Origin of the sequence: Streptomyces sp. NPDC050704 (genome assembly GCF_040654355.1) — a bacterium.
Taxonomy (GTDB): domain Bacteria; phylum Actinomycetota; class Actinomycetes; order Streptomycetales; family Streptomycetaceae; genus Streptomyces.
The window spans coordinates 1-11,922 of the sequence record NZ_JBFAHW010000198.1 but is presented as its reverse complement, the minus strand read 5'-3'; the positions used below and the strand labels follow the sequence as shown (position 1 = coordinate 11,922).

Annotated in this window: 13 protein-coding genes and 2 pseudogenes; 8 read left to right on the top strand and 7 right to left on the bottom strand. The window is 67.6% G+C overall.

Annotated elements, in window-relative coordinates; genetic code table 11:
• Positions 1-1,303: 1,303 nt before the first annotated feature.
• Positions 1,304-1,432, bottom strand: a pseudogene (locus tag AB0I18_RS49925) (IS982 family transposase); the annotation flags it as partial.
• Positions 1,433-1,705: 273 nt separating this feature from the next.
• Between AB0I18_RS49925 and AB0I18_RS49920 the strand changes: the two are divergent.
• Entirely contained in the window at positions 1,706-2,173 is a 468-nt protein-coding gene (locus AB0I18_RS49920) for a MarR family transcriptional regulator (protein WP_363112512.1), read from the top strand.
• Here AB0I18_RS49920 and AB0I18_RS49915 read toward each other — a convergent pair.
• From AB0I18_RS49915 to AB0I18_RS49905, 3 genes are read right to left on the bottom strand one after another with little or no spacing between them, the layout of a single operon-like run.
• Complete coding sequence (locus tag AB0I18_RS49915) at positions 2,095-2,982, bottom strand: SDR family oxidoreductase (RefSeq protein ID WP_363112511.1); 888 nt, start codon at positions 2,980-2,982, stop codon at positions 2,095-2,097. The genes AB0I18_RS49920 and AB0I18_RS49915 overlap by 79 nt on opposite strands.
• Before the next feature lie 23 nt (positions 2,983-3,005).
• Entirely contained in the window at positions 3,006-3,419 is a 414-nt protein-coding gene (locus AB0I18_RS49910) for a carboxymuconolactone decarboxylase family protein (RefSeq protein ID WP_363112510.1), read from the bottom strand.
• Between the two features lie 30 nt (positions 3,420-3,449).
• Positions 3,450-4,514 carry an amidohydrolase family protein gene (locus AB0I18_RS49905; protein WP_363112509.1) on the bottom strand — a complete coding sequence of 355 codons (1,065 nt, stop codon included), beginning with the start codon at positions 4,512-4,514 and terminating at the stop codon, positions 3,450-3,452.
• A 348-nt stretch (positions 4,515-4,862) separates the two neighbouring features.
• Here AB0I18_RS49905 and AB0I18_RS49900 point away from each other — a divergent pair, with 348 nt between their 5' ends.
• Both AB0I18_RS49900 and AB0I18_RS49895 read left to right on the top strand, forming a co-directional pair.
• Complete coding sequence (locus AB0I18_RS49900) at positions 4,863-5,087, top strand: hypothetical protein (RefSeq protein WP_363112508.1); 225 nt, start codon at positions 4,863-4,865, stop codon at positions 5,085-5,087.
• Positions 5,088-5,445: 358 nt separating this feature from the next.
• Positions 5,446-6,324 carry a helix-turn-helix transcriptional regulator gene (locus tag AB0I18_RS49895; protein WP_363112507.1) on the top strand — a complete coding sequence of 293 codons (879 nt, stop codon included), beginning with the start codon at positions 5,446-5,448 and terminating at the stop codon, positions 6,322-6,324.
• Positions 6,325-6,533: 209 nt separating this feature from the next.
• On the opposite strand, the gene AB0I18_RS49890 is transcribed toward AB0I18_RS49895, so the two are convergent.
• Complete coding sequence (locus AB0I18_RS49890; protein ID WP_150478744.1) at positions 6,534-6,827, bottom strand: Dabb family protein; 294 nt, start codon at positions 6,825-6,827, stop codon at positions 6,534-6,536.
• A gap of 284 nt (positions 6,828-7,111) precedes the next feature.
• On the opposite strand from AB0I18_RS49890, the pseudogene AB0I18_RS49885 reads away from it, so the two are divergent.
• Positions 7,112-7,225, top strand: a pseudogene (locus AB0I18_RS49885) (IS5/IS1182 family transposase); the annotation flags it as partial.
• A gap of 1 nt (position 7,226) precedes the next feature.
• Here the strand turns inward: AB0I18_RS49885 and AB0I18_RS49880 are convergent.
• Positions 7,227-8,000 carry an SDR family oxidoreductase gene (locus AB0I18_RS49880; RefSeq protein WP_363112506.1) on the bottom strand — a complete coding sequence of 258 codons (774 nt, stop codon included), beginning with the start codon at positions 7,998-8,000 and terminating at the stop codon, positions 7,227-7,229.
• A gap of 151 nt (positions 8,001-8,151) precedes the next feature.
• Positions 8,152-8,310 (bottom strand): hypothetical protein, encoded by a 159-nt coding sequence (locus tag AB0I18_RS49875; RefSeq protein ID WP_363112505.1) that lies wholly within the window; start codon positions 8,308-8,310, stop codon positions 8,152-8,154.
• 97 nt (positions 8,311-8,407) lie between these two features.
• Here AB0I18_RS49875 and AB0I18_RS49870 point away from each other — a divergent pair, with 97 nt between their 5' ends.
• The 4 genes from AB0I18_RS49870 to AB0I18_RS49855 all read left to right on the top strand — a co-directional run bounded on the left by AB0I18_RS49870 (position 8,408) and on the right by AB0I18_RS49855 (position 11,909).
• Positions 8,408-9,037 (top strand): TetR/AcrR family transcriptional regulator C-terminal domain-containing protein, encoded by a 630-nt coding sequence (locus tag AB0I18_RS49870; RefSeq protein ID WP_363112504.1) that lies wholly within the window; start codon positions 8,408-8,410, stop codon positions 9,035-9,037.
• A 452-nt stretch (positions 9,038-9,489) separates the two neighbouring features.
• Positions 9,490-10,206, top strand: a complete 717-nt coding sequence (locus tag AB0I18_RS49865; protein WP_363112503.1) for an SDR family oxidoreductase — start codon at positions 9,490-9,492, stop codon at positions 10,204-10,206.
• Positions 10,207-10,300: 94 nt separating this feature from the next.
• Entirely contained in the window at positions 10,301-11,305 is a 1,005-nt protein-coding gene (locus AB0I18_RS49860; RefSeq protein ID WP_363112502.1) for a hypothetical protein, read from the top strand.
• Between the two features lie 205 nt (positions 11,306-11,510).
• Positions 11,511-11,909: a MerR family transcriptional regulator gene (locus tag AB0I18_RS49855; RefSeq protein WP_363112501.1), complete on the top strand. Its 399-nt coding sequence runs from the start codon at positions 11,511-11,513 to the stop codon at positions 11,907-11,909.
• Positions 11,910-11,922 lie beyond the last annotated feature (13 nt).

The window sequence follows — 11,922 nt, the reverse complement described above, 5'->3', positions numbered from 1 at the left end:
CCCGGACGTGCCGATCAGACGTACTGCTCAGCCGCACCGCTCAGACGCACTGCTCGGACTCCCCCGCACGAAGGACCCCCACATACGACCCCCTGACCCGGTACCGCCTCGGGGGACGCGAACCAAGCGTGCAGAAGCCGAGTTGACACACACCGCGTACGGCGTTGCACCCCGCCACTCCGGCCGCCCTCCTTGATCGCATCCGCCTGGAGGCGGCCGGAAGGCCGGAGTATGAGGCATCCGCCGGGATCGAGGTGGCCCGGCTGCGCGGCCCCCGACGCCGGCCACGTGTTTGTGATCGGCCACGCCGGCCAAGGCGCGGAGATCCCCGCAATCGGCAGGAAACTCCTCACTCAAACGCCCGTCTCCGGCTCGGTGATCGTCCCCGCTGGACTGGACTTCGGCGCCGGGCTCATGGCGATGTCGTCAAGCTTCACCTGGACATGCAGTTCGTCGGACCGCAGGGCCAAGACTGACCGAGGACGGACCGGGCCTCGCTGGAAGTCTCCGCAGGGCGCCGCCTGGCAAGCGGCCGACATCGTCATGGCCTGGCACGTTCCGGTCCTGCTCCGGTGCGCCCACGCAGGGCCCCGGCAGCCCGACCAGCGCCGCCCTTCTGGTGCCGCCAGACCCTCAGTTCGGCAGAGCGGCTGGCCGGGTTCTGTTCCTGCACAACTTCCGACTCCTGTATATCGGTCCCTGCCAATAATCGGCCGGCCCTTGGCGCGGGGGCGGATCCAGGCCCGGGCGCGCCCGTACACCGGGTCGTGCTCGGCCTCGACGTGGTGCCGCTCGGAGATGGAGAGCAGCCGATGGGCGAGCTGGTGCGGGCGGCCGAGGTCGATGCGCTCGGTGGAGCGCTTCACCGGGCGGCGTCTGCCGTCCTGGGACAGCAGGAACAGGCGGCGTAGCAGGTTTGTTTCAGCAGAGATCGTGTCCCCCGCGGGTCGTGTCGCTTTCCACCAGGGCCGAGCCTCTGGTGCGTGTCGCGCAACGACGCGCCGTCGTGTCCGTTTGTGCGCTGCCGCCTGTGGCGGACATCACGTCTCGCCGAACTCGGCAGCTGCGGAGGACTCTACGGGTGGGACGCGCCCAGGTGAGCGCTGTGCATCGTGAAGTTGCAGGTTACGGGTCTGGTGTGAGGGGCGGGCGGAATACTCACGCTGGTCGTCGGCGGGTGTCCACGGTGAAGATCGTCTGACCTGTCGGCGCGAGCCGTTCGGCGGCCAGGAGGCCGAAGAGGCTCTCGCGTTCGTCTGGCCCCGGTCAGGACGACGAAGGCTATGGGCAGGCACTGAAGGGCGCACACCAGGTGCAGGCGCAGGCCCCAGAAAAAGCGGCTGTGGCTGGCGCAGTAGCCGTACTCGGCCCAGCCTGCCAGGTCGGAGCGTTTGACGGTCTCGCGGGAGCGGCCGCATTGAACCAGGGGAGTCCACGACCCGTACGTCGTCGCTCCAGACCAAGGTGGTGGCCAGGATCCGGTTGACGCTTCGCATCAGACGGTGGCCTTGTGCAGCCGCTTGTTGTAGCCGGGCTGCTAGGTTCGAGCTCCGGCCTGCGACCTATCCCTGGTGATGGGCACCGTCATCCCCCTGCCGGTTCGGCAGCCAGATCCGCACCCCGTCCTCAGGTCGGCCTTGGCGCCGCCAGCATGCCATCTCCGCCTCTCTGTTCGACTCGATACGGTCTGGCATAAGATAGTTGCGTGGCGATTGATCGTGGTGAACTCGAGTCCGACCTGATCTGGCTGTTGCAGCGCAACGGGCAGCGGTTGCGAGGCGGCGTGGATGAGGTCGCCAGGGAGGCCGGGCTGCGCGGCGGTTTGCGGGACTACATCGTGCTCACCGCTGTGTTGCTGGAGGAGCGGCGCAGTCAGGTCGAGCTGGCCAGGCGGATCGGCATCGACAAGAGCACGCTGGTGGCGGTCCTCGACCGGTTGGAGTCCCAGAGCCTGATCGAGCGGCTGGCCGATCCGGGTAATCGACGCGTCAGTATTCCGGTGGCCACGGATCGCGGTCGGGATATCCATGACCGAGTTTCGAAGGGTCGGCTGGCCGTGGAGGCGGTGCCGGGCATGAGCGAGGAACAGCTCGGTCAGCTTCGGGGGTTGCTGCTCCAGCTCGATGCCGCGTGCGAGGAGGCGGGTATGACGATGACGGGGTCGTGCATCTGAATCCTGGTCCCCGAAGACCGGGTCGGGTCCGGGAACAGAGTCCCCGGACCCGCGAGTGGTACACGGGTATCAGGTGAAGCTGACTCCTCCGTTGACCCGAATGCTCCGTCGCCGGAGAGCAGATGCGCCGTGAGCGCCGCGATGTCGTCGGGCTCACCGAGCCGAGAACTCGCCGATGCGGCCAGAATCTCGTTACGGGTTTCTTCGGTCAGGTTGCGTTGGATGGCGTCGGTGGCGATCAGTCCCGGAGCGATCACATTGCTGCGAATGCCCTGGCGGCCCCATCGGCTGGCGGTGTTACGGGACAACGCGACCTGTCCCGCCTTGCTCACGGCGTAGGCCATCCGCGTCGGTTCCCCTCTGAAGGCCGCTTCGGAGGCGATGTTGACGATGCTTCCGCGGCCTCTTTCCAGCATGAGCGGTACGGCATGACGGATGGCGTAGAGGGAGCCGGTGAGGTTCACGGCCAGGGCGCGCTGCCAGACGTGGTCGGGCGTCGTGACCGCGTCGGTGTCCGCGCCGATGGTCGCCGCGCTGACGTCCGCCGCGTTGTTGACCAGCCCGTCGAGCTTTCCGTACGCCTCGGCCGTGGCGTGCAGGAAGTCCTTCACCGCGCTTTCGATCGATACGTCCACCAGGCGCGCGACGGCCGTGCCGCCGGCCGTGCCGATGGCATCGGCCACCTGCTCGGCTCCCGGGAGATTCAGATCGCCGACGGCGACGATCGCCCCCTCTGTGGCGAGCCGGTGGGCGATCGCGGCGCCGATGCCAGCGGCGGCGCCGGTGACCGCGATCACAGCCTCGTCCAAGCGGCCCTGAACTCCGGTGTGCGTCAGGCCGTCGCCTCCTGTTCGGTCGGCGTCGCCGCAGGGAGCACTGCGCGGGCGATGCCGAAGGCGTGGTGAGCGGCGGGGAAGCCGGCATAGCCGGATGACTGGTACACCACTTCCTCCAGTTCCTCCTGGGTGACGCCGTTGCGCAGCGCCGCGGGGAAGTGCAGGCGCAACTCGTCGGCGGCGCGCAGGGCGATCAGCATGCTGACAGTGACCAGACTGCGGTCCCGCGCGCTCAACCCGGGCCGGGTCCACAGCCTGTTGTACACCGCCTCCAGTGCCAGGTCCGCCAGTTCGCGGCCGAACCCCGTGGTCTCCGCCGTGCCGGATACGGCACGCGCGGTCTGGTCGTCCAGCATCGAGGACGCCACGTCGCGTCCCTCGTCAAGCCGGTTGTCGGGCTGTGTGGTCATGTCTTTCTCCTAAGCGTGGGGGTGCGGCGGTCAGAGCGTGATGCTGTAGAAGCGGGCCGCGGTTCCGGCGAACAGATCGTCCTGCTCACTTTCGGAATAGCCGGACGCCAGACGCTTGAAGGTGTTCCAGAGGACCACGTAGTCGCAGTACGGCTTGTCGGCGGGGAAGTTGCTCTCGAACATGCAGCGCTGCGGACCGAAGGCGTCGATGGAGGCCTCGACGTAGGGCCGCATCAGCTCGGCCAGGCGCTGCGACGTCGGGGCCGTCGGCTGCTCCCGCAGACCTGCCGGGATCAGGGGACCGAAGAAGGGGTTGGCCAGGCCGCCGATCTTCATGTGGACGTTGGGGAACTGGGCCATCATCTCGATGTTCCGCCGCCACTGGGCGAAGGTCTCCTCGGGGCGGTCGGTGTAGGGCGGCCGACCGAGCGGGCCGCCACAGTGGTTCAGCACCACCGGCGTCTCGGGGAAGGCCTTCATCAGATCCGCGACGACAGGCAGGTTGGTGTAGTACGCGAAGACATCGACCACCAGTCCCCGCGGCGAGAGGAGGGCGAAGCCCTCCCGGAACCGTGGCGAGTCCGACAGGTCCTTCACCATGGGGACGCCGGCGATGTCGACGTCCTCGTCCCAGTTCAGGTTCGCCCGTACACCTTTGAATCGGCCCTGACCGAGTTCGATGTGCCTGTCCAACAACTCCGCGACCTTCGCGCCGACCGTCAGGTCGGCATGTCCCACGATCCCCGCGGCGATCTCGGTCCCTCCCGGTGCGGAGAAGCGCTCCCCGAGCATGGTCACGTGCTGGGTCTCGCCGACCGCGCGCAGATGCTCCGGGCCGTCCTCGTACCAGCCCTCGTACGCCTCGAGATGGACGGTGGCGCGCACATTGTGACCGCCGTTCAGATCGGACAGAAGCTGCTCGACGCCGTACAACGGTTTGGGCGGCGCCCATATGTGGTGGTGCGGGTCGACGATCGGCCGCTCGGGGTCGATCGCGTCCTCCCCTGTCGTGGCCAGCCACTCATCGTCGATGAATTGCGCAAAGACGTCGTGGGTCTGTGCCTCGGCGAGACCTTGCTGATGTGCGGATGCCAACGTGTTCCTCCGGAATTTCGCTCTCACGATGCCGGGCAATGCGGTCGCCTCGGGACGCGCGCCACCCGCTAGCCCAACTGTACGGAGTGGGATTGTATGAAACAAGACCATCTTATCTGAGATCATATTGCCGTGCGGCCGCTCCTGCCGAGGGTGTAGTGGACTTCGCAGGCCCGTGCCTGCGAAGTCAGGACGCACCACTTGGCCTTCACGGGGGGCACGCCGCCCCGGCCTCGACGCGCGTGAGGCACTGGATGCAGGGATCGCTGCGTGCCATGAGGGCGTCAGGGCCCTAGCGGCTCAGCTTTCGACACTGTTCGAGGAAGCTGGCGCGCCCGCGATCCTGCGATGGGTGAGCGGGAGGTATTTGCTGTTTTCCGCACCGCGGCGAACCGGCCGACCAGCGCGAGCGTCAGGTTGGAGCTGAGTGCACCGGCGATGTGGTCTGCGGCGAAGACCAAAAGTGCGGTGCCCTCAGGCCAACAGCGCCTGGTCAATGGCCTGGTGGACCGCTCACCCGACGCACTGGTCGCCAATATCACCAACAGCGTCGTGCCGTCGCTTCTGCAGTAGGGCATCGTTCGTTTCTCATCACCTACTCCACGGAGAAACCCCAGGTCACGACCTGGGGTTTGGTTGTCGCGTTTCCGGTCGGCCGACGTTGCGCCGACCGCCCGTTCGTTGGTCCGCCGCGGGGCAGCCCGTGTGCGGGGTCAGTTCACCTGACGGTCCGGTACGCGTTCGGCAGGGTCTCGAGCCCCTTGTCTTCGGCGGTCGTGGTGCTGCGTGTCGGCGTACACCATGGCTCTCGGGCAAGAGACGGGCGTCGATGACGTTCTTTATGACAAGGGCGGAGTTCATGGGAGTCCCTGCGGTGAGGGGTACTGACAGGGACCCCCACTGATCGCTTCGTTTTCCTACGCTGGGCTCCATGGACAACCGGGCCGAAGTCAGCGCATTCCTCAAGTCCCGCCGCGCCAAGATCACACCGGAGCAGGCGGGTATGCCGGTGTACGGGCAGAGGCGGGTGCCCGGGCTGCGCCGCGGTGAGGTCGCGATGATCGCCGGGATGAGCGTCGAGTACTACACGCGCCTGGAGCGCGGCAACCTCACCGGGGTCTCCGACAGCGTCCTGGACGCCCTCGCCCAGGCCCTGCGGCTGGACGACACCGAGCGGGATCACCTCTACGCCCTGGCCCGGGCGGCCAACACCAGCGAGGCCCGGATCCGGCGCCGCCCGAAGAAGGCCAGCGTGCGGCCCAGTGTGCTGCGCATCGTCGAGGGCCTGCACGACCAGCCGGCGTATGTGCGCAACAACCGCATGGACATCCTGGCGGCCAATCCCCTCGCCCGCGCCCTGCACAGCGAGGTGTTCGAGATGGAGCCGGCCAACACCTGCCGGTTCGTCTTCCTCGACCCCCGCGCCACCCGGCTCTACCCGGACTGGGAACGCGTGGCCCGCGACGGGGTCGGGGTGCTGCGGGTCGAGGTCGCCAAGAACCCCTACGACCGGGAGCTGTCGAACCTGATCGGTGAGCTGTCCACCCGCAGCGACGTGTTCCGCACCATGTGGGGTGCGCACGACGTGCACGTCTTCACCGAGGGAACCAAGCAGTTCCACCACCCGGCAGTGGGCATGATGGAGCTGGTGCACGAGTCGCTGGCCCTGCCCGGCGACGAGGGGCTGTCCATCACCGTGTACAGCGCCGACCCCGGCACCCTGGCCGCGGACGCCCTGAAGCTGCTGGCCAGTTGGGCAGCGAGCCAGAACCGGGACGCGGCCGCCTCTGAGGCCGACACCGAGCACTGATCCCGGTCGGCACCTGCGGGACTCCCCGCCCCGGCACCGTCCTCAGGCCGTTCGGTCCGCTGCATCTCACGCCCGTCGCACCCGGCGTCACGTCAGCTCCGGCTATTAAGCGAGAGTTCAAGACAGGAGGCGCAGCGGGTGTAAAAAGCCCCGCACCGTGCGAGTGCGGGGAAGGCGCGGCCGTACCCTTCGAGAGTTCGGCGGACGGCTCAGAATTCGTAGTCGGCGATGATCCACGTGGCGATCTCGCGCCACAGCGCCACGCCCGCCTGGTGGTCCGGGTGCTCGAAGTACGTGTGCAGCGCGTCCACGTCGTCGAACGCGAAGTTGGCCGCGAAGTCGTAGGCGATGGGGCGGTCGGTGAAGTTCCAGCCGAGCTCGCAGGAGCGGATCTCCTTGATGCTGCCGTCGAGCGCGCGGAGGGCGTCCACACCCTTCATGACCCGCGGGTCATCGCGCTCGACGCCCTCGTTGAGCTTGAAGAGGATCAGGTGGCGGATCATATGAGCTCCAGGAAGGGCGTAAGGGGTGGGGGGGCTACTCAGCCTGGTCAGCGAGCCAGGTGAAGAAGTTGCCGACGGACTGAGCCGGGTTCGAGATGCCCTCGAACCCTGTCTGGACGTAGCCGGCGGCGTTTCCCGGGTCCGTGACATCACGTACAGCACGAAGACCACGAGCTGGACGCGTTGGAGGCTGAGGGCCGCGCCGTCTTTGCGGCCCACCTGGTCGACACGAGCGCGGGCGGCCTGGAGACGGCGACCGCAGGCTGCGCGGACTTCGAGCGCAACTACTTGTACCCGACCGCGCCTGCGCCGGCACCCTCGTCGACTGGGCCAAGACCTGTCTCAACCTCACGATCAAAACCGTGAGCAGGCCCAAGAGCTCGCAGGGCTTCGTGGTCGCTACTCGCGGAGCATCGCGCCGCCGTTGACCGACCAGACCTGCCCGTTGATCCACTCGCCGTCGTCGGACAGGAGGAACGCCACTGTGCCGGCCAGGTCTTCCGGCTTGCCGAAGCGGGGGCTGGGAAGTGTCATGCGGGTGAACTCCAGCGCCTCCGGGCTCAGAGCCATCTTCTGCGCGGATTCGGTCAAGACGACTCCGGGAGACACGCAGTTGCAGCGGATGCCCTGCTTGCCCCAGCGGGAGGCGATGTGTCGGGTGAGTGCGTTGATCCCTGCCTTGCTTGTCTGGTACGCCGCACGCTGGTGGTCGCCCACGTGCGCGGCGAGGGAGGAGGTGTTGACGATGGCGCCGCCGCCTTGTTCCAGCAGCAGGGGGAGAACCGCGCGGCTGGTGAGTGCGAAGCCGATCAGGTTCACTTCGAGGGTGCGCCGCCATATGGCCGGGTCCATGTCGAGCAGGTCGCCGTCACGGCCCAAGGTCTCCGCCGAGACGTCGGCGGCGACGTTGTAGAGGCCGTCGACTCCGCCGAGGTGGGAGACGGCGGTGTTGACGAGGGCACGTACCGAACGTTCATCGGCGAGGTCGAACTCGACGGCGAGGGCCGTTGCGCCGGTATCGGTGAGGCGCTTGGCGGTGGCCTCGGCCGCGTCGATGTCGACGTCACCGACCACGACCGCCGCGCCCTCGGCCGCGAGCCGCTCGGCGGTGGCCGCGCCGATCCCGGAGGCACCTCCGGCGACGACGATGCGCTTTCCGTTGAGTCCCTGCATTGCACTACTCCTTGTCTGTTCCGGCGCCGCAGCGATCGTCTGCTGGTAACGCCTCGTGGGGGATTTGCGGGTCTGATGTCGACCCGCAATCTCGAACTGGGACCGTCGTCCGCGCTCTCAGCCCTTTGCGGGTGGAACCCGGCGGGGCAGATCAGTCCTGCGGTACCAAGGGCTGCCTCCTCCAGTCCCCGGGAGCCTCGGTCAGCAGTACGACGATGTCTCCTTTCTTCCCGGTGATCAAAGACGTCGGGGCGATCAGGGCGCACTGCCCGGCGCCCACGCACTTGGGTTCGTCCACGGTGAGCTTCATGGGGGTTCGTCATTCGACCGGAAGGTCCACTTCAGACAACATGGTATCCGACACTAGTAGGAAAACCAACACTTGTCGGTTAGGTAGAGTGTGGGCCATGACCACGTCTCGACGGAACGCGCCGGCCGGCGACCGCCGCGTACGGCGTACTCATGCGGCCCTGCAGGGAGCGCTGATCAAGCTCGTCGAGGAGCAGGACCTGGGGCAGATCAGCGTGGCGGACGTGGCGGAACAGGCCGGGGTGAACCGCACGACCTTCTACGACCACTACCGGGACGTGCACGAACTGGCCGAGGCCGCCTGCACCGCGACGATCGACACCCTCATCGAGTCCCTCCCCGCCCTCGACCCCGCGCTGGCGGCCCCGGATGCGGAACCCGCCCGCTCACTCGTCGCGTTCTTCGAGAACCTCGCCGAACACGCCGGCCTCTACCGCAGCCTCCTGGGACCGCAGGGCAGCGCCCGCGTCATCGACCACATCCGCAGCCGAATCTGCGCCAGCGTCCACGTCACGGTGCGCCTCAACGCCGGCGCTGCGCCGGACAGCGTCTCGACGACCGACATCCCCCACGACGTACCCGCCGCATTCACCGCCGGCGCCCTCCTCGGCGTGGCTACCGACTGGCTCCAACGCGACAGCCCCCGCACACCGAACGAGATGGCCGAACTGACCTGGCAACTCCTTGTCACCCGCCACCCCACCGACGCCCGGCATGGCACAACATGAGGTGATCCTGCGGCTCGCGAGCCTCGAGAAGAATCGCCCGCGAACGACGATCAAGACCGCAGTCGACAGCGCGAAGGGCTGGAGGAGACGCTGGGCAGCGGGGATCGACGGACATGCGGCTGGGAGGAAACCACCTCCGCCCAGCTCTACACGCCCCGCGCCGCCGTCGCGTCCGTGCCGCACGGAAGTCACCGCAGGCCGGGAGCGGACAAGCATTCCGAATCCCGCACCCAGGCCAGGCTTTGAAGCCACCCGGCCCGGTGCTGCTGGTCGGCCGCCGCCCGCCCGCGCGACGGCGCGGGGATCACCGTGAGGCGGCGGCGTCTGTCTCCTCGCGGAGGTCTCACCCTGAAAAGACTTGCACCTGACGTTAGCGTGAGGTTCTAGCGTGGCTGTTGTCGGGCCCATCAGGGCGCTCCCGACGAGGCATACCCACGCGAAGGACCACCCCCATGCACATCGCCAACTCTGTCGCCCTTGTCACCGGTGCGAGCCGCGGCCTCGGCCGCCACTTCGTCACCCAGTTGCTGGAGCGGGGAGCGACGAAGGTGTACGCCACCGCACGCAACCCCGAGAGCGTTGATCTGCCCGGAGCGGAGGTACTCACGCTCGACATCACCGATCCGGTCTCCGTCGCCGCCGTGGCAAAAGCCGCCTCGGACGTGACGCTGCTGGTCAACAACGCCGGCATCAACACCATGAACGAGCTGGTCAGCGGTGACCTGGACGCGATCGAACAGGAGATGAACACCGCCTACTACGGCCCGTTGCGCATGATCCGGGCCTTCGCCCCGATCCTGAAGGCGGCTGGCGGCGGGGCCATCGTCAACGTCCTGTCGGCGGCCTCGTGGGTCCCTTCCGGGCACTGGGGCGCCTACCACGCGGCCAAGGCCGCTGCCTGGAGCCTGACCAACAGTGTCCGCCTCGAACTCTCCAGCCAGAACACCCTGGTCACTGGCGTGTATATGGGGCCGACCGACACCGGCCTGACCCGAGGCCTGTCGTTCCCGTTCGAGTTGAACGACCCCGCCGACATCGTCAGGGCCGCGCTCGACGGGGTCGAGGCGAATCAGTCCGAAGTCATAGCCGACCCGCTCTCCGCACAGGTCAAAGCACAACTCGCCCTGGACCCCGCCACGATCTACACACCGGCCGCGCCCACCGCCTGACATCCAGGGATCGCTCCCCACGGCGCGACGGTCCGCAACCCGAGGAGCGCGCCCTCCATTCCCCCAGCTCGCACAGCGAAAAGAAGGCCCCGCCATGAACACCCCCACCTCGTCCAAGCCCAAGGCACTGATCGTCATCCCGTCGGCTGCTCTTCTCCCGCTCACCGAACCGGCAGGCCACCCCGGCGTCTCCACCGGGTTCTACCTGGTCGAACTGGCGCAGATCCTCAAGGAATTCGGCGACGCGTACGATTTCACCTTCGCCACCCCCGGCGGGATCGTCCCGCAACTCGAGATCAACGGCCTGGCCCTGTCGATGCACGCCGGCGCCAAGTTCAGCTCCGCAACGGTCTCGGCCACCGCGGCACAGGCATTCCGCTTCGATGCCGACACCTTCCGTGCCAAACGGCCCCACCTCGTCGCCCGTCGGGACAGCGAACTCGCCCTCGCCCGCAGCTACTTGGGCCGCGTGCCCGTTTCTGAGGCGCTGCCGGGCAGCGACAAGGAGGTCGTGGTGCTGCGTGACGAGCTGATCAAGTCGATGCAGGACCTGCCGGAGCACACCTACCTGTCCATCGAGCAGCTCGTGCACAGACACCGCGACCCCGAGAACTCCTTCGACCTGGGCGCGTTCGACTTCGTGCACATGCCGGGCGGCCACGCTCCCATGGTCGACTTCATCGACAACCCCTGGCTCGGCGAGCTCCTGCACACCCTGCGGGAAAATCGGGTGCTGATCTCGCTGATCTGCCACGCCCCCATCGCCATGGCCTCGGCCAAGTACCGGGTGAGCCCCGACGGCACCGTCGTCACCGACCCCGAGCACGCCTTCAACGGCGTGCGGGTGACCACCGTCGCCAAATCCGCCGAACTCTTCGTCCTCAGCAACGGCTACCTCAAGATCCCCGGCAAGAAGGTGCGGATGGGCTACTTCATCGACGAAGCCCTCAGGGACGCCGGCTACCAGGTGCAGACGACCACCAACCCGACCGCCACCAAGGTCATCTGGGAGGAGGGCGTTCGCCTGCTCACCAGCAACGGCCCTCAGGCCATCGACGAGCACACCGCACGCCTGCGCACCCTCCTGCCCCGCCACTGACCCTCCCTTTCCGGCCGCCGACGTGGCGCGTGGCGTCCGCGGATGCCATGCGCCAAGCCGGCATGTGTCCGCCTGATTCACCAGGATCTGGCCCGCTGCTGCCGGACGAGACGAAAGGCCCGTGATGGCGACGTCAGCTACGCTGAAACCTCCCACTCACGTCAGATACAACTCTGACGCGACGCTCAATCGGAAAGCAGGAGCGATGCGGATCGGAGAGGTCGCCGAACAGGCGGGGGTCAGCGTTCGGGCGCTGCGTTACTACGAAGAGCAGGGACTGCTCGGCGCCACGCGTACCGGCGGCGGGCAGCGGCAGTACCCGGAGGGCGCGGTCGCCCGGGTCAGGATGATCCAGCAGTTGTACGCTGCCGGCCTGTCGAGCAGGCTCGTTCGCGAGGTTCTGCCGCGGTGCATGAACGAGGGCGAGTCGCCTGTCGGGTTCAGCGACAGTCTCATCACCGAACGGGCCCGCATCGACCGCCAGATCGGCGACCTGACAGCAGTGCGCGCCCGCCTCGACGAGATCATTGCGGTGGCGACAGACCCCAGCCATCCGCACCACAGCCATCCCGTACGCGGCGGCGCTACCGCCGGCACCACCTGAAGCGGTACCCAGG

Bases quoted from the DNA above. Each gene is read 5' to 3' on its own strand.
- AB0I18_RS49880 (WP_363112506.1), bottom strand. From the start codon at position 8,000: ATGCAGGGACTCAACGGAAAGCGCATCGTCGTCGCCGGAGGTGCCTCC.
- AB0I18_RS49890 (WP_150478744.1), bottom strand. From the start codon at position 6,827: ATGATCCGCCACCTGATCCTCTTCAAGCTCAACGAGGGCGTCGAGCGC.
- AB0I18_RS49875 (WP_363112505.1), bottom strand. From the start codon at position 8,310: ATGAAGCTCACCGTGGACGAACCCAAGTGCGTGGGCGCCGGGCAGTGC.
- AB0I18_RS49870 (WP_363112504.1), top strand. From the start codon at position 8,408: ATGACCACGTCTCGACGGAACGCGCCGGCCGGCGACCGCCGCGTACGG.
- AB0I18_RS49900 (WP_363112508.1), top strand. From the start codon at position 4,863: ATGGGTGAGCGGGAGGTATTTGCTGTTTTCCGCACCGCGGCGAACCGG.
- AB0I18_RS49895 (WP_363112507.1), top strand. From the start codon at position 5,446: ATGGACAACCGGGCCGAAGTCAGCGCATTCCTCAAGTCCCGCCGCGCC.
- AB0I18_RS49910 (WP_363112510.1), bottom strand. From the start codon at position 3,419: ATGACCACACAGCCCGACAACCGGCTTGACGAGGGACGCGACGTGGCG.
- AB0I18_RS49855 (WP_363112501.1), top strand. From the start codon at position 11,511: ATGCGGATCGGAGAGGTCGCCGAACAGGCGGGGGTCAGCGTTCGGGCG.
- AB0I18_RS49865 (WP_363112503.1), top strand. From the start codon at position 9,490: ATGCACATCGCCAACTCTGTCGCCCTTGTCACCGGTGCGAGCCGCGGC.
- AB0I18_RS49860 (WP_363112502.1), top strand. From the start codon at position 10,301: ATGAACACCCCCACCTCGTCCAAGCCCAAGGCACTGATCGTCATCCCG.